This is a genomic window from Mycobacterium simiae (genome assembly GCF_008370645.1).
Classification (GTDB): domain Bacteria; phylum Actinomycetota; class Actinomycetes; order Mycobacteriales; family Mycobacteriaceae; genus Mycobacterium; species Mycobacterium simiae_A.
The window spans coordinates 1-15,872 of sequence record NZ_VTZN01000123.1 but is presented as its reverse complement, the minus strand read 5'-3'; the positions used below and the strand labels follow the sequence as shown (position 1 = coordinate 15,872).

The 15,872-nt window shown below is 63.9% G+C and carries 14 protein-coding genes and 2 pseudogenes; 6 read left to right on the top strand and 10 right to left on the bottom strand.

The annotated features are described in order from the left end of the window. Both F0Q45_RS18095 and F0Q45_RS18090 read right to left on the bottom strand, forming a co-directional pair. Nucleotides 1-245 (bottom strand): annotated as a pseudogene (locus F0Q45_RS18095) (isocitrate lyase); the annotation flags it as partial. Between the two features lie 272 nt (nucleotides 246-517). Continuing rightward, the gene (locus F0Q45_RS18090; protein WP_149655250.1) at nucleotides 518-1,312 is read right to left on the bottom strand and encodes an acyl-[acyl-carrier-protein] thioesterase; all 795 of its coding nucleotides are present in this window, start codon (nucleotides 1,310-1,312) and stop codon (nucleotides 518-520) included. Nucleotides 1,313-1,474: 162 nt separating this feature from the next. Between F0Q45_RS18090 and ramB the strand changes: the two genes are divergently transcribed. Both ramB and F0Q45_RS18080 read left to right on the top strand, forming a co-directional pair. After that, nucleotides 1,475-2,899, top strand: a complete 1,425-nt coding sequence (gene ramB, locus F0Q45_RS18085) for an acetate metabolism transcriptional regulator RamB (RefSeq protein WP_149655249.1) — start codon at nucleotides 1,475-1,477, stop codon at nucleotides 2,897-2,899. 5 nt (nucleotides 2,900-2,904) lie between these two features. Next, entirely contained in the window at nucleotides 2,905-3,471 is a 567-nt protein-coding gene (locus F0Q45_RS18080) for a carboxymuconolactone decarboxylase family protein (RefSeq protein WP_149655248.1), read from the top strand. A gap of 4 nt (nucleotides 3,472-3,475) precedes the next feature. Here the strand turns inward: F0Q45_RS18080 and F0Q45_RS18075 are convergent, their stop codons facing one another. The 7 genes from F0Q45_RS18075 to exaC all read right to left on the bottom strand — a co-directional run bounded on the left by F0Q45_RS18075 (nucleotide 3,476) and on the right by exaC (nucleotide 10,314). Next, entirely contained in the window at nucleotides 3,476-3,751 is a 276-nt protein-coding gene (locus tag F0Q45_RS18075) for a hypothetical protein (protein ID WP_149655247.1), read from the bottom strand. Between the two features lie 8 nt (nucleotides 3,752-3,759). Next, entirely contained in the window at nucleotides 3,760-5,154 is a 1,395-nt protein-coding gene (gene lpdA, locus F0Q45_RS18070) for a dihydrolipoyl dehydrogenase (protein ID WP_149655246.1), read from the bottom strand. Nucleotides 5,155-5,406: 252 nt separating this feature from the next. Beyond that, nucleotides 5,407-6,897: an alkaline phosphatase family protein gene (locus F0Q45_RS18065; RefSeq protein WP_262491053.1), complete on the bottom strand. Its 1,491-nt coding sequence runs from the start codon at nucleotides 6,895-6,897 to the stop codon at nucleotides 5,407-5,409. Nucleotides 6,898-7,438: 541 nt separating this feature from the next. Beyond that, nucleotides 7,439-8,008, bottom strand: coding sequence for a hypothetical protein (locus F0Q45_RS18060; protein WP_149655244.1), 570 nt, complete (start codon nucleotides 8,006-8,008; stop codon nucleotides 7,439-7,441). Then, complete coding sequence (locus tag F0Q45_RS18055) at nucleotides 8,001-8,279, bottom strand: putative holin (RefSeq protein WP_188113006.1); 279 nt, start codon at nucleotides 8,277-8,279, stop codon at nucleotides 8,001-8,003. Before F0Q45_RS18055 ends, F0Q45_RS18060 begins: the two co-directional genes overlap by 8 nt. 20 nt (nucleotides 8,280-8,299) lie before the next feature. Next, nucleotides 8,300-8,791: a DUF779 domain-containing protein gene (locus tag F0Q45_RS18050; protein WP_149655243.1), complete on the bottom strand. Its 492-nt coding sequence runs from the start codon at nucleotides 8,789-8,791 to the stop codon at nucleotides 8,300-8,302. Next, the gene (exaC, locus tag F0Q45_RS18045; RefSeq protein ID WP_149655242.1) at nucleotides 8,791-10,314 is read right to left on the bottom strand and encodes an acetaldehyde dehydrogenase ExaC; all 1,524 of its coding nucleotides are present in this window, start codon (nucleotides 10,312-10,314) and stop codon (nucleotides 8,791-8,793) included. The genes F0Q45_RS18050 and exaC overlap by 1 nt, the downstream gene beginning before the upstream one ends. A gap of 189 nt (nucleotides 10,315-10,503) precedes the next feature. On the opposite strand from exaC, the gene F0Q45_RS18040 reads away from it, so the two are divergent. From F0Q45_RS18040 to F0Q45_RS18025, 4 genes and pseudogenes are all read left to right on the top strand, one after another. Further along, complete coding sequence (locus F0Q45_RS18040) at nucleotides 10,504-12,504, top strand: prolyl oligopeptidase family serine peptidase (protein ID WP_262491052.1); 2,001 nt, start codon at nucleotides 10,504-10,506, stop codon at nucleotides 12,502-12,504. 233 nt (nucleotides 12,505-12,737) lie between these two features. Next, nucleotides 12,738-14,585, top strand: coding sequence for a PE family protein (locus F0Q45_RS18035; protein ID WP_149655240.1), 1,848 nt, complete (start codon nucleotides 12,738-12,740; stop codon nucleotides 14,583-14,585). 59 nt (nucleotides 14,586-14,644) lie between these two features. Then, a pseudogene (locus tag F0Q45_RS18030) lies at nucleotides 14,645-15,144 on the top strand (crotonase/enoyl-CoA hydratase family protein); the annotation flags it as partial. Between the two features lie 63 nt (nucleotides 15,145-15,207). Next, nucleotides 15,208-15,657 carry a DUF5078 domain-containing protein gene (locus tag F0Q45_RS18025; RefSeq protein WP_149655239.1) on the top strand — a complete coding sequence of 150 codons (450 nt, stop codon included), beginning with the start codon at nucleotides 15,208-15,210 and terminating at the stop codon, nucleotides 15,655-15,657. 4 nt (nucleotides 15,658-15,661) lie between these two features. Here the strand turns inward: F0Q45_RS18025 and F0Q45_RS28670 are convergent. Then, nucleotides 15,662-15,872, bottom strand: a 211-nt coding sequence (locus tag F0Q45_RS28670) for a hypothetical protein (RefSeq protein WP_149655238.1), incomplete at its 5' end; no start/stop codon positions are given.

The following is a 15,872-nucleotide window of genomic DNA, read 5'->3' as shown; positions in this document are numbered from 1 at the left end:
CGGACCTGCTGAACAGCCATGTTGCCGGTCAAAGCGCCCAGCGCGTTGACGAAGTCCATCTCGTGCAGCTGCTCCCAGAGCACCTCGGCGCCGCGGCGGGCCAGCGTGTGCTCCTCGACAACGTGGCCCTGCAGGGCGACGACGTCGTGCGGGGTGTAGGTGCGGGTGATGCCCTTCCACCGGGGGTTGTGGTCCCAATCGTGCTGGATCTGCTCAGCGCTCTTCGGGGTGCCAACCACAGACATTGGACTGCTCCTCACGGTCAAACATTGCTGGACTGCTGAGACCACAGCGCGAACCCGACGGTGCGGAGGGCTCAACTTCACTGGTGTGCTAATTCGACCATGGCACAGCCCGCTAACCTCGTCCACCCATTTCAGTTGCCAACTTCGGCAACGACTTTCGGCGATTTTGCTAATTTTGCGAATGCGCAAACACACTGAACCGTTACAGAAACTACCGCTCAGTAACGGTAAAGCTGCAGGTCAATCAGCGATTATGCGGCGCAGAGCGCGCGCTAGAGCGCAAACAGGGATGCGACGGCTTTCGTCTCGTCACCAACCGCGTATGTGAGCGTTGTAACAGTCCGGTGGGCCAGACCGGAACCAAATTGTTCGGTCGAGCCGGGCGGATGAACGTGCGAAATGATCTCCAGCTTGTCGCCCAGGGCCACCGGCGCCTCGTGTTCGATGGTCACCCGCAAGGGCCCCTGCAACAGCTCGGGGTGGCCGGCCAGGTAGTCCTCGATCACGCTCCAATACACCGAGTTGTTCATATGGTCGAACAAGTCGATGTCGGTGACCCGGACCGGAAACTCGTGGATCTCGGTGGCGTCATCTCGGCTGCGCGGCTTCAGGTAGCCCTTCCACCGCAGCCGGTCAACCGCGGTGGTCTTGTGCAGACCCGCCAGGAAGTCGTCGGCGATACGCGCCGGCATCTCGGTTTCTCGGTTGACGTGGATCCAAAACGCTTCGGACTCGATCAGCCCGCCTTTGCGCCCATCGATGCGCACCCGCATTTCACACCACCGATTGGAGGTTCCCGAACACCAGCGCCGGCACCGCAGCATGTCTTGGAATTCGATCGGTCTGATCAGGTCGACCATAGTGCGCCGGACTATCCATAACGGATGGGTCTCCTCGAAGCCCATCTCCCGCAGCTGGTCCTGGCCAATGTCCTGGATGTGCCGGCATGCCGCGTCCAGCCGCAGCCGGCCCGTGCGGTCGATGTCACCCACCCGCAGCGGCCACTCACGATCGAACACCGAGGGGTGACCGTCTGGCACCGGCATCAATTCTTTGTCCAGGCTCACGGCCCTACTCCCCGTTCCCTCCGTGTGCGAACCCCAGGTTTACCCTGAAAGCCTGATGCGAATCATGCCAACGACGCCTTGAAAACACCAATCGGGACACCGGTGGACGCGGATATGCGAACTCTGCGAAACACGGCTTAGCACAGCCGGTACGCTCGGTGGGTGTCCAAGACGTTCGTGGGCTCGCGGGTCCGCCAGCTACGTAGCGAGCGCGGTTTCAGCCAGGCAGCGCTGGCCCAGATGCTGGAGATCTCCCCGAGCTATCTCAACCAGATCGAGCATGACGTTCGCCCGCTGACGGTGGCGGTGTTGCTGCGAATCACCGAGGTGTTCGGAGTCGACGCAACATTTTTTGCTCCCCAAGACGACACCCGGCTGGTGGCCGAGCTGCGTGAAGTCACACTGGACCGCGACCTGGACATCGATGTCGACCCGACCGAAGTCGCTGAAATGGTCAGCGCTCATCTCACCTTCGCCCGGGCCATGGTCAACTTGCACCGCCGCTACCGGATCACCACCGCACAACTGGCCGCCGCCACCGAGGAGCGGTTCTCCGACGGGAGTGGCACCGGGTCGATCACCATGCCGCACGAGGAAGTACGCGACTACTTCTACCAGCGCCAAAACTACCTGCACGAGCTGGACGCCGCCGCTGAGAACCTCACGATCCAGATGCGGATGCACCACGGCGACTTGGGCCGCGAGCTGACCCGCCGGCTCACCGAGGTGCACGGCGTGCGGATCAACAAGCGGATCGACCTTGGCGACACCGTGCTGCACCGCTATGACCCCAGGACCAAGACCCTGGAAATCAGCAATCACCTCGGGCCCGGGCAGCAGGTTTTCAAGATGGCCGCGGAGCTGGCTTATCTGGAATTCGGCGATCTGATCGACACCTTGGTCGAAGAGGGCAAGTTCACCAGCGACGAGTCACGCACCTTAGCCCGGCTGGGGTTGGCCAATTACTTCGCTGCGGCCGCGGTGCTGCCCTACCGCCAGTTCCACGATGTCGCAGAAAACTTCCGCTACGACGTCGAGCGCCTGTCCGCGTTCTACTCGGTAAGCTATGAGACCGTCGCGCACCGGCTGTCCACGCTGCAACGCCCGTCGACGCGAGGCGTGCCGTTCTCTTTCATCCGGGTGGACCGCGCAGGAAACATGTCAAAACGCCAATCGGCCACCGGTTTTCACTTCTCTTCCAGCGGGGGAACCTGCCCGCTGTGGAACGTCTACGAGACGTTCGCCAACCCGGGCAAGATCCTGGTCCAGATCGCCCAGATGCCCGACGGCCGCAACTATATGTGGGTGGCCCGCACCGTCGAGCGGCGTGCAGCCCGGTATGGTCAGCCCGGCAAGACGTTCGCGATCGGACTGGGTTGCGAATTGCGCCACGCGCACCGGCTCGTCTACTCGGAAGGACTCGACCTGTCCGGCGACCCGAACATCGCAGCGACACCGATCGGCGCGGGCTGCCGCGTCTGCGAACGCGATAACTGTCCGCAACGGGCATTCCCTGCGCTAGGTCGCGCGCTAGATCTCGACGAACATCGCAGCACCGTGTCCCCCTATCTGGTAAGGCAACCATGAGCGACATGCAGACAGACCGAGTTGCCCGTATCCCGTCGGGCCGGTTGCGCCAGCTGGGTCCGGTCAACTGGGTGTTGGCCAAACTGGCCGCACGATGGCTCGGGGCATCGGAGATGCACCTGTTCACCACACTGGGCTACCGCCAGTCCCTGTTCTGGACGTGGCTGCTATACGGCGGGCGACTGCTGCGCGGACGGCTGCCCCGGATTGACACCGAGCTGGTGATCCTGCGCGTCGCCCATGTGCGATCGTGCGAGTATGAGCTTCAACACCACCGCCGGATGGCGCGCGCAGCGGGGTTGGATGCGCAGACCCAGGCCGCCATCTTCGCGTGGCCGGACGTTCCGGACAGCGACGGACCGCGCAAAGTGCTCAGCGCGCGCCAGCAAGCGCTGTTGAAAGCCACCGATGAGTTAGTCAAAGACCGTTCGATCACCGCGGCCACCTGGCAGCAGCTGGCCAGCCATCTCGATCGACCCCGGCTAATCGAATTCTGCATGCTGGCAAACCAATACGACGGGCTGGCCGCCACGATAACCGCGCTGCAGATCCCGCTGGACTTTCCGCGCTAATGGCTTAGAAGTAGATATCGGCCAGCACCGCCATGGTCAGCACCATGGGAAAAACCGGCAACCCGAACGCAAACGCCGCCCAGAGGTAGTTGCTGCGCCAGCGCAGCAACCAGCCTCCCACCGCGGCGCAGACCGCCAGCACACCCGAGAGCATCAACACCGCCATGCTCCACCGGCTCACCGTGGTCAGGTCTTCGCCGATCGACATGGCCACCAGCCACACAACATAGCCGGTAGCCACGCCCCCGATGCCGCCGACAAGGGTCTCGGTGCGAATCATCGGGTGACTCAGAAGTTGATCATGTGGCCGGTCAGGCCGTGGAAGCACTCCTGTAGCGCCTCGGACATCGTTGGGTGAGTGTGCACATTGCGCGCCAGCTCGGTGGCTGTGAGATCCCACTTCTGCGCCAGGGTGAGCTCCGGCAACAGCTCGGACACATCGTGGCCGATCAGGTGCCCGCCCAGCAGTTCGCCGTGCTTGGCGTCGGCCACCAGTTTGACGAATCCGCTTGGGTCACCCAGGCCGTGTGCCTTGCCGTTGGCGGTGAACGGGAACTTGGCGACCACGACGTCGTAACCTTCGTCGCGGGCCTGCTGCTCGGTAAGCCCGAAACTGGCGACCTGAGGCTGACAGAACGTCGCGCGAGGCAACATCCGGTAGTCGCCCAGCGCCAAAGTCTCGGCACCGGCGATGGTTTCGGCTGCCACCACACCCATGGCCTCGGCGACATGGGCCAACATCAACAGGCCGGTGACATCGCCGATGGCGTAGATGTGCGGCACGTTGGTCTGCATGTAGTCGCCGATGCCGATGGCCTTGCGGTCGGTTAGCGCGACGCCGGCCTTGTCCAGCCCGTAGCCCTCGACGTTGGGGGCGAAACCGATGGCCTGCAACACCTTCTCGGCCTTGAGCTCCTCGGACTTGCCGTCCTTGCTGACCATCACCGTGACCTCAGAGCCGTTGTCGGAGATGGACTCGACCTTGGTTCCGGTGCGGATCTTGACACCCAGCTTCTTGAACTGTTTCTCGATCTCCTTGGAAACGTCGGCGTCTTCGTTCGGCAGCGCCCGTGGCAGGAATTCCACGATGGTCACATCGACGCCGTAGTTCTTCAGTACATAGCCGAATTCCATGCCGATGGCGCCGGCTCCGGCGATGATGATCGACGTCGGTAACTCTCGGGACAGGATCTGTTCCTCGTAGGTCACCACGTTGGCCGACAACGACGTGCCGGGCACCAGCCGGGTGCTGCTGCCGGTAGCGATGATGGCATTGTCGAAGGTGACCTCTTGGCTGCCGCCCTCGTTCAACTCGACCGACAGTGTGTGGGCATCGGCGAACCTGCCGTAGCCGTGGATCTCGGTGATCTTGTTCTTTTTCATCAGGAAGTGCACACCGGCGACGCGGCCCTCGGCCACCTTGCGGCTGCGGTCGAAGGCAACGCCAAAGTCGAAGGTGGCCTCGCCACTGATGCCGAAAGCCTTGGCTTCCTTGGTGAAGATGTGCGCAAGCTCGGCGTTGCGCAACAACGCCTTGGACGGGATGCAGCCGACGTTGAGGCACACTCCGCCCCAATATTTCGGCTCAACTATCGCGGTCTTCAAACCGAGCTGTGCGGAACGAATCGCGGCCACGTATCCACCCGGACCAGCCCCGAGGACGACGACGTCATAGTGAGTCACGGCCACTACCCTAATGGGCTGCAGCCCCTGCCGCGGGACCGAGTCGCGGCAGCCGCGATTGCCGGACACTGACGGGTGCAGCGACCCCGGATACCTGACCGGAGCGTGCAGTGTCGCCACCCGGGCGCGGCGGCAAGCAAGGAAAGTAAACCACCGCCATCAGTTGAGTGCGTCGGTGACGGCCAGCCACCAAGCGTCCTCACGTAATGAGGGCGCATCAAACCCGTGATGCATCGCAGGTTGGTGCGGCCATTAGGGCCAATATTGGTTCATGGGTAGGGCGAATCGGTCATTGTTGGTAAGTCGGGGCAGTTGCAGGGCGTCTTCGATGGTGCGCAACAGGCTGTAGTGATTGTTGTAGTCGTCCGCAACAAAGTGGCCTTGCCGCATACCTGAGTTCGGTGACGGGATGACGATCATAGGAATGTGGTTGCCTTGGTTATCAAAACCCCATGACAGGTTGTTGAAGTCCTCGTCCCAAGTGATGAAGATGGCGCTGCGTTGCGTTCGGAATGCAGGCGAGTCCAGGATTTCAGGCAGTATTTTCTCGAGGAACCTATCGCCGGCCTTGACGTCATATTGATGGTCTACAGCTTGGCCCAGCAGAAAGCGGATCAGGCTGTCACCTTCCATGTTGTGGGCCTCATCTGCAGCGAACCACACGAAGTTCGGGGTGGTGTCGGCCGAGGCGAGATCGCCGGCCATCCGCTCTAGCGGCAGCACATGTTGTTTACAGCGGGCGTCGTTGGCGTAGATGTTGTGGAAGGCGAGAAATGGCAATTCATCGGGTGCGTAGCCAAATTGGAGAGTGCGAGTGCAGGGAGCTGGCATTGCCTGCGCATAGCCGGCCCAGGTCTTGCCGGCCGCCTCGATATTGTCGGCGAGGTTGGGATGGTCATAGCAGTCCGCTGGGCAGTTGTAGTTCACCCCGAAATCTGATCCGCCGAGGATCGGGGTGTAGTTCGGATCGCTTGGATGGGTCAGGGCGTAGTAGTTGGATCCGGATCCGTAGACGCTGCTAAGGAAGTTGATGAACCGCGCGTTCGGGCTGCCGAAAACGTCATCCACGCCGTGGTTTTCGAGATAGACCATGAATATGTGATCGAGGCCCCCGACTTTCGACGCAGGTGGTATGGGTGGCGGTGGGGCAGGGAGTGCGGCGCCAACCGTGAACGAGAGGTTATCGGCGAAGCCGTCGTTGTAGCTGCCGGGCAGCGGATTGCGGTCGGTGAAGGTCACGACCACAACCGCGCTGCGGGTTCCCGCCGGAATATTCCCAGAGGTGTCACGTTCGACCAGCACGGTTCTGAATCGGCGATCGAATACACCGACCGGTCCGATCTTGCCGGTTCCCAGCGGTGATTGGTCGTTCGATAGGAAAGTGACAGTGACCGATGCCTCAGATGGGTCTTGTAGGTAGCCGCCTAGCCATCCGCTCAACCTGTAGGGCACCGTGGCGGTGTCGATGTTGTAGGCCGCAGCGCTCAAGTCGACGGTTTGGGTGAGTGTGGAGGTGGCAACATTTCCACCCGCGAAGAACTGTACGCCGCCGTCGGGGGGAGCATCCGGAAATCCCAAAGCCGCTGGCCAAGTCACGGACGGGAACGCAAATGGCGACGGCTGACGGACCAGCGTGCCATATTTGATCACCGTCGGTGTGCCGCTCACGGTCCAGCCCGGCACCGTCACCGAAGCGTATCCAGACAGTGACGGGTCACCGAGTTCGGCGCCCGGGTTTACCAACAAATTTGGGCTCAGAACGGGACTCTGAAATGAAGTCGCCGAAAGCGGCGCGATGGTACTCGACAGGACGAATAGGACGATCGCGAAAAGTACGTTCGTTGCACGGCGAACACCATTGAGCATTAGTCATTCACACCATTCACATCTGTGGTTGGTACGGCGGAATCTCACACGTTGATAGTGCCCTATACACACTGTATACCTGACTTATCACGCAGATTGATAGTCAGGAGTCACCTTCTGGTAACCGAATTCGTCGAGTTGCTTATCTGCGCTCGCGCGCCGGTAGCAGTCCGCTGTGTGGATGCGGCGGTCGGGGAGGGGTCGGACTAAGCCAGCGTCGAGGTCATCCACACCCTGGGCAGCCTGTCCGTCGAGCACGCCCGACCCACGACGATTGCGGGCTATCCATGTGAGAGTCGGCCATTCGGCTCGTCGCCTGGGATGTGCTCGAGATGTCATTGCGAGCCGCGCTTACCTGACCTCCGCTGGACTTAGAGTTGGCTGCTGAGCCCAACGGCCTAATAGGGCCCAATAGGGCCTAATAGGGAAGGACGCCAATCAGACAGCGCCTCGCCTGCTCGCAGTAGAAGTATCCATACAGCGGCGCCCCGGCAGCGACCGAAGCAAATGGCGACGACATCACCGCGAGCGACAAAGCCGTAATGAGCGGCCGGCCTTCCACCATCGAGAGCATCAACCCGGCCACGGTGCACACCACGACATAGACCAGCACCATGAATACGGGCGGCGTCTTATCGATGGTGTGGTACCACCAGTAATACAAGCTCAGACCGACTTCCGCGGCAGCAAACCATACGCCGAGGAGCACCAGAACGAACTTCCACCGCTTCAAGTAGGTGTAGCGGCCAGGTACGGTAACCGATTGCACCTGGCTGATTGCCTCGGTTCCTTCCGCGGCAGGTTCGCGTGGCGCCGGGATCTCCGGGTCGTTCGTCTCAGGCGCTAGTCCCGCCAGCGACCGGATTGGTTCTGAGTCGGTGAAATCGGGGGCGAAACGTACTGAGTGCGCATCGGAGTCGAAGTTCGGCACGAACGGCTCCGTGCCAGGACTCGACTGGCGATCGTGGGCAGCCTCTTTCTCAGCCATTGGACGCCACCTGGATCGCAACGAGCACCCCAAACCAACCCGGCGCTAATGCAAGGGTGAACGCACCGAGCAACGTCACCCACCGACGCCCGGAGCAGATGATGATCGCCATACCGAGCACGCTGGGAATCCCGACCACCAACGCCATGACCACGTCAGGCCGAATCCTTGCGTGAACCAAAAGGGTGGCCCCTACCCCAGCCAACAACCCGACGGCGCTACCAATCAGCATGGCGCTCACGAGCTGCCAGCCACGCGGTAGCGGAATCACGTTGTACGACCTTACTGCGATCAGGACCCAGCAGCCCGACACGCTCCCGGCGCGTTGTCGGCTACAACTTCTCCTCGTATCGGGGGCCGTTGACCACGCCCGTAGGAGGCGCCGGTGATCACCGGTATGCCTGCCAGCAAGGCTTTCTCGGGATCGGTGAACACGCGGCCCCGGCTAAGGAATCGCATGCCCTCCGGTGCTTCCAAGCTGAAGCCGCCGCCACGACCCGGCACCACGTCGATCACCAATTGCGTGTGCTTCCACACCTGGTACTGCGGACCCGAGATCCATACCGCCACGCCGTCTGCTCCGACGTCGAGCACGCCCAGCAAGACATCGCGGTCGCCGAGGAGGAAATCCCCCTGCGGGTAGCACATCGGCGACGATCCGTCGCAGCAGCCGCCGGACTGGTGGAACATCAGCGGGCCGTGCTGATCCTGCAGTCGGCCCAGCAGCTCGGCGGCGGACGCGGTGATGACCGCCCCCGCAGGAGCGCCCGGCGTCGCCTGCATCAGAACAGCCCGAGCGCCTTGTTGGAGTAGGACACCATCAAGTTCTTGGTCTGCTGGTAGTGGTCGAGCATCATCTTGTGGCCTTCGCGGCCGATGCCGGACTGCTTGTAGCCGCCGAACGCGGCGTGCGCGGGATAGACGTGGTAGCAGTTGACCCACACCCGACCGGCCTGGATGTCGCGTCCGGCCCGGTAGGCGGTGTTGCCATCGCGACTCCACACTCCGGCCCCCAACCCGTACAGCGTGTCGTTGGCGATGCCGATCGCGTCGTCATAGTCGGTAAACGACGTCACCGCCACCACCGGCCCGAAGATCTCTTCCTGGAATATCCGCATCGTATTATTGCCGGCGAAGATCGTCGGCTGCATGTAGTAGCCGCCGGATAGGTCGCCGCCGAGCTCGGCGCGCTCGCCGCCGGTGACGATCTTGGCGCCTTCTTCCTTGCCGATTTCGATGTAGGACAACACCTTTTCGAGCTGGTCGTTGGATGCCTGCGAACCCAGCATCGTCTCGGTGTCCAGCGGATCGCCCTGCCGAACGGCCTTGGTCCGGATCGCCGCCAACTCCAGGAACTCGTCATAGATGTCGGCCTGGATCAGGCTGCGCGACGGGCACGTGCATACTTCGCCCTGGTTGAGGGCGAACATGGTGAATCCCTCCAGCGCCTTGTCCTGGAAGTCATCGTGGGCCGCCATCACGTCAGAGAAGAAGATGTTAGGGCTCTTTCCGCCGAGCTCCAGGGTGACCGGGATGATGTTCTGACTGGCGTACTGCATGATTAGTCGCCCGGTGGTTGTCTCACCGGTGAAAGCGACCTTGGCGATCCGGTCGCTCGACGCCAACGGCTTACCGGCCTCAACGCCGAAACCGTTGACCACGTTCACGACACCAGCCGGCAACAGGTCACCGATCAGCGACATCAAGAACAGGATCGATGCCGGGGTTTGCTCGGCCGGCTTGAGCACCACCGCGTTACCGGCGGCCAATGCGGGAGCCAGCTTCCAGGCACCCATCAGGATCGGAAAATTCCACGGAATGATCTGCCCGACCACCCCCAACGGCTCATGGAAGTGGTAGGCGACAGTGTCGTCGTCAATCTGCGATAGCGACCCCTCTTGGGCGCGAATCGCGGCCGCGAAATATCGGAAATGGTCGGCCGCCAGCGGGATGTCAGCGGCCAGCGCCTCCCGGATCGGTTTGCCGTTGTCCCACACTTCGGCAACCGCCAGCGCGGCTCTGTTTTCGTCGATGCGATCGGCGATCTTGTTCAGGATCGCCGCCCGCTCAGCGGGGGCGGTCTTGCCCCACCCCGGTGCCGCAGCATGCGCCGCGTCGAGCGCCTTGTCGACGTCGGTTTCATCAGAGCGCGCTATCTCGCAGAACGGCTGGCCGGTCACCGGTGTCAGGTTCTCGAAATAGCGACCCTGGGCCGGTGCGACCCAATCGCCGCCGATGAAGTTCTCGTACCGGGAGTCATACGACATCAGTGCGCCGTGGGCACCTGGACGTGTAAAGACGGTCATCGGATCAGCTCCTCGTTCGTTTCCGTGACACAGTTCACAGTACCGCCGCGCCTGCGCCTAGAGTCGGCCTCGCAGGCAGTAAAACGGGGTGGCGATGTCGCCCGTCGGCCGCAGCACGGCTCTGCGCATGTCGCTGAGACTCACCGGCCGCCAGATAGCCGACCCGCGGGTACGAACAGAATGGGTGCCATGACGGACGACCCATATCTGTGGCTGGAGGACATCGGCGGCGACAACGCACTGGACTGGGTACGCGCGCGCAACGACCTGACGACGGCGGAATTCGGCGGCGAGCAGTTCGAGGCGATGCGCGCCGAGGCTCTCGAGGTGCTCGACACCGATGCCCGGATCCCCTATGTGGTGCGCCGCGGCGAGCACCTCTACAACTTTTGGCGCGACGGCGCCAACCCACGTGGGCTGTGGCGACGCACCACGCTGGACAGTTATCGCACCGCATCCCCGGAGTGGGACGTGCTCATCGACGTCGACGAATTGGGTCGGCTGGACGGTCAAAAGTGGGTGTGGGCCGGTGCGGGCGTCATCGAACCGGACTACACCCGCGCTCTCGTCGGCCTGTCGCCGGGGGGTTCAGATGCGTCGATCGTGCGCGAATTCGACATGCTGACACGCCAATTCGTGGTGGGCGGGTTCGAGCTGGCCGCAGCCAAGTCTCAAATCACCTGGGCAGACCCGGATACGGTGCTCGTGGGTACCGACTTCGGCGCCGGTGCGCTCACCGAATCCGGCTACCCGCGCATCGTCAAGCGCTGGTGCCGCGGTACCTCGCTGGCCGACGCGGAAACGGTGTTCGAAGGAACCCCCACCGACGTGCGGGTCTCGGCCGCGGTGGACCGGACCCCCGGCTACCAGCGCACCATGCTGTCGCGGGCCCTGGACTTCTGGAACGACGAGGTCTACGAACTGCGCGGCTCGGAGCTGATCCGCATCGATGCGCCCACCGACGCCAGCGTGTCAGTGCACCGCGACTGGCTGTTGATCGAGCTGCGCACCGATTGGCCGGTTGGCCTCACGACCTACCGCGCGGGTTCGCTGCTGGCCGCCAACTACGACGACTTCCTCGCCGGTACAGCGGCAATATGCGTGGTATTCGAACCCGACGAGCACACTGCGCTCAACCACTACGGATGGACCCGCGACCGCCTCCTGATGGTCACGTTTGCCGACGTCGCGAGCCGGGTCGAAATCGTGACGCCCGGCAGCTGGCAACGCGAGCCGCTGCCGGGCATCCCCGCGGCAACCAACACCGTCATTGTCGCGGCCGATGACAAAGGTGACGAGTTCTTCCTGGACTCAAGCGGATTCGATACGCCGTCCCGGCTCATGCGCGGCACCGCCGCCGGAGAACTCGAGCAGATCAAGTCCGCTCCAACTTTTTTTGATGCTGCAAATATAAGTGTGACACAGCATTTCGCTACTTCAGCGGACGGCACCGCAATCCCGTACTTTGTGGTGCGGCCTACGGGGGTCGATGGTCCCGGTCCCACATTGCTGTATGGCTACGGCGGGTTCGAGGTGTCCAATACGCCGAGCTACAGCGGTGTGCTGGGCCGACTTTGGTTGGCTCGCGGCGGCACCTACGTGCTGGCCAACATTCGCGGCGGCGGTGAGTACGGACCCGGCTGGCACACCCAGGCGGTACGTGCAGGACGGCACAAAGTGGCCGAAGACTTCGCTGCAGTCGCAACAGACCTGGTGAACCGCGGCATTGCTACCGTGTCGCAGCTCGGCGCGCAGGGCGCCAGCAACGGCGGGCTGCTCATGGGCATCATGTTGACCAAACACCCGGAGCAGTTCGGTGCATTGGTGTGCAGCGTGCCGCTGCTGGACATGAAGCGCTATCACCTATTGCTGGCCGGAGCCTCGTGGATAGCCGAATACGGGGATCCCGATAATTCGGATGACTGGCAGTTCATCTCCGAATACTCGCCGTACCAAAACATTTCGGCGGACCAGAAGTATCCTCCGATCCTGTTGACCACCTCCACCCGCGACGATCGTGTGCACCCCGGCCACGCTCGCAAGATGACCGCCGCCCTGGCGGCAGTTGGCCACCGGGTTTGGTACTACGAAAACATCGAAGGCGGACACGGTGGCGCGGCCGACAACGAACAGCTGGCGTTCAAATCTGCGTTGAGCTACTTATTCCTGCACCGGATGCTGGGCGGCTGAGCACCACCAGTAGCGCGTCGGAAGCTGCATGTCTTCCGGGCCGGATGCGGCTGCCCCCGCTATCACGCGGGCACGACACGGCGAGCGCTGCGTTTCGGATCGGCTGGCTCCGGCAACGATGATGGAAAAAGCCCATTTACAACCACATTTCGCTGTAGCATCGCCCTTTTGATACCCCGAGTGAGTTCATGGCTGGAGCCACTGCAGCCCGACCAAGAAATGCAGGCACCGACATGTCGCTTCTCATCGCGCTACCCCAGACATTGGCCGTCGCCGCCACGGACTTGACTGCTATCGGGTCCACGATCAGCGCAGCCAGCGCCGCGGCAGCAGCTCCCACCACCGAGATCCTGGCTGCTGCCGCTGATGAAGTGTCAACGGCGATCGCGGGCCTGTTTGTCTCCCACGCCCACGACTATCAGGCGATCAGCACGCAGATAACGGCGTTCCACAGCCAGTTTGTCCGAGCTCTGGACAACGCAGCGGGCTCCTATGCCGTCGCTGAGGCCGCCAATGCGTCGGCTTTGGACGCCGTGGGGCAACAGTTGCTCGGCGTCGTGAATGCCCCGACCCAGGCGTTGTTGGGACGCCCGCTCATCGGCAACGGGGCTAACGGCACTCCGGGCAGTGGCCAAGACGGTAGCCCGGGTGGGCTGTTGATCGGCAACGGCGGCAACGGTGGTTCGGGGGCGCCCGGCCTGCGCGGCGGTAACGGAGGGGCCGCCGGATTGTTTGGCTCCGGCGGCAACGGCGGCGCCGGCGGCAATGACTCCACCGGAGGAGCCGGCGGCGCGGGTGGGGCTGGTGGACTGTTCGGCAACGGCGGTGCCGGCGGTGCGGGCGGAACCGGTGGCCTGCCCGCCGACGGCAACGGAGGCGCTGGGGGCGCCGGCGGGGCCGGCGGGTGGTTCGGAAACGGCGGAGCCGGGGGTACCGGTGGCCTAACCTTTGGCAGCACGGGCAGCGGGGGCGCGGGCGGGATCGGCGGAACCGCCGGCCTGTTCGGCGCCAGCGGAAGTGGCGGCAACGGAGGCGGTGCGGTTTCCGGCAACGGCGGCACCGGCGGCGCCGGTGGGGCCGGCTCGCTGTTTAGCGGCGGTGGTGCCGGTGGGGTCGGCGGAGCCGGCGGATTGTCAGGCGATGGCGACGGCGGTACTGGCGGCGCCGGTGGGGCCGGCGGACTCTTCGGCAACGGCGGGGCCGGTGGGGCTGGCGGGGCCGGCGGAACCTCTATCAGCGGCAATGGCGGCACCGGCGGCGCTGGCGGCACTGCCGGACTATTTGGCGATGGCGGGGCCGGCGGGGTCGGCGGAACGTCCAGCCTGCTCAACGGCGGGCAGGGCGGGAGTGGCGGTAGCGCCGTGTTGATCGGCAACGGGGGAACCGGCGGCCTGGGCGGTGCCAGCACCAGCGCCGCAGGTTTTGGCGGCTCTGGAGGAGCCGGCGGCAATGCCGGGCTGTTTGGCATGGCTGGGGCGGGCGGTGCCGGCGGGGCGGCGTTCGGAAACTTTGGGGGTAACGGAGGAGCCGGCGGCAAAGCCGGGCTGATCGGCAATGGCGGTGCCGGCGGCGCCGGCGGGTACGGCAATAACGACGGGGGCGACGGGGGTGCCGGCGGCCAGGCAGGGCTGCTATTCGGCTCGGGCGGGGCAGGCGGCGACGGCGGATTAGGCGTGGATGGCGCAGGCACCGGCGGCACCGGCGGCAAAGCGGGATTGATCGGCAACGGCGGAGCGGGCGGCGCCGGGGGGGTCGGCTTAACGCTCGGCGGTGACGGTGGGACCGGAGGGGCCGCAGGGCAGCTGCTCGGCTCGGGCGGAACGGGAGGCGACGGCGGGTACGGTGGCAACGCCGGCGGCACGGGCGGTGGCGGCGGCCGAGCGGGGTTGATCGGCAATGGCGGCAACGGCGGTAATGGCGGATCCAGCAACAATGGGGGCGGCGACGGCGGCGACGGCGGCGACGCCGGATTGCTCGGTGACGGCGGCAATGGCGGCAGCGCCGGATTTGGAGTGACACTCGGCGTCGCCGGCGCCGGTGGCAGCGGCGGCCTGCTGTTCGGCCAGAACGGGCTGCCCTAGCCGCGCGAATGTCTGCGGCCCGGCGCTGCGATGTCCCAGCACCGACGTCGCGCCGACATGTCATTGCCAGCAACGACGCAGTCATCGGCAGGCCTACCGCAGGATGTGGGGCCGCCTACCTAAGCGGGATGTGGCTGTACCGGCTGAGCCTGGCCAAGGTCAAATGGCATGCCCTGGCCGGCCGGCCACTAACCGGTGTCCAGGCCGCCGCGGTGGAGCTGATCAACGAGGCCGTCCCGGTCGAGCAGCTCGAGGCGCGAGCCGCCGAGATCGCTAGCGAGTTGGCGCGAATCCCGTTGTCGCGGTTGCAGGCGCAGCAGCTGATTGTCAACCAGGCCTACCAAAATATAGACCTGGCGTCCACCTAGGCACTGGGCGGCATTCGCGACGGCCAGATGCGCAATACTCCCGAAGCGCGCGACTTCATCAACACCGCCCAAACCCAGGGCGTGCGGGCCGCGGTCGAGCGCCGCGACCGCCCATTCGGCGACTACAGCCAGGCCCCACCGGAGCCACAACCCCCAGCCACGTCATCAGCCCTGATAGCAAAGGGTACTGAGACCGGCTAGGAACCCAATCTAGGGCTCTGCACCCGGGCCGGGGAAGTGTTACCGTAACAACTATGTCTCGGCTGATTTCAAGCGTGCGTGCAGGCGCTGCTTTTCTCGCGCTCGGCATCGCCGCCGCGGCCTTCCCGCAGACGGCTGCAGCTGATTCCACGGAAGACTTTCCGATACCTCGCCGGATCATCGCCACTACCTGCGACGCCGAACAGATTCTCGCGGCCACCAGGGATACCAGCCCGGTGTACTACGAGCGGTACATGATCGACTACAACAATCACGCCCAATATGCGCAGGCAACCCAAGACAAGGTGCACTGGTTTTTCTCGCTGACACCGGCGGACCGCCGCGAGTATTCCGAGCACTTTTACGACGACATCGATCCGCTGTGGTGGGGCTGGCGCAACCACATGAAGATCTTTTTCAACAACAAGGGCGTCGTCGCCAAGTCCACCGAGGTGTGCAACCAATACCCACCCGGCGACATGTCGGTGTGGAACTGGGGTTAGGCCTTCAGTAGTGCGGAGTGCTCACCGGGAACCGATCGTCGTCTCCGGTCGTCGCGCCATCAACACGACTTCCGTCCCGGGGGAGCAATAAAGCGCGAACTAACGGGCGGGGACCGTACGGCCGCAGCAGCTGACTGGCGGGCCGGGTGCGAACGCGCTGCGGCCACCAGAACCAGCGGCCCATCAGCGCCGCAATAGACGGCATCATGAACGAG

Excerpts from the sequence above, each read along its gene's own strand:
- F0Q45_RS18080 (WP_149655248.1), top strand. The coding sequence starts at position 2,905 with ATGCAGACAGACCGAGTTGCCCGTATCCCGTCGGGCCGGTTGCGCCAG.
- F0Q45_RS18075 (WP_149655247.1), bottom strand. The coding sequence starts at position 3,751 with ATGATTCGCACCGAGACCCTTGTCGGCGGCATCGGGGGCGTGGCTACC.
- F0Q45_RS18060 (WP_149655244.1), bottom strand. The coding sequence starts at position 8,008 with ATGGCTGAGAAAGAGGCTGCCCACGATCGCCAGTCGAGTCCTGGCACG.
- F0Q45_RS18050 (WP_149655243.1), bottom strand. The coding sequence starts at position 8,791 with ATGCAGGCGACGCCGGGCGCTCCTGCGGGGGCGGTCATCACCGCGTCC.
- exaC (WP_149655242.1), bottom strand. The coding sequence starts at position 10,314 with ATGACCGTCTTTACACGTCCAGGTGCCCACGGCGCACTGATGTCGTAT.
- F0Q45_RS18040 (WP_262491052.1), top strand. The coding sequence starts at position 10,504 with ATGACGGACGACCCATATCTGTGGCTGGAGGACATCGGCGGCGACAAC.
- F0Q45_RS18035 (WP_149655240.1), top strand. The coding sequence starts at position 12,738 with ATGTCGCTTCTCATCGCGCTACCCCAGACATTGGCCGTCGCCGCCACG.
- F0Q45_RS18025 (WP_149655239.1), top strand. The coding sequence starts at position 15,208 with ATGTCTCGGCTGATTTCAAGCGTGCGTGCAGGCGCTGCTTTTCTCGCG.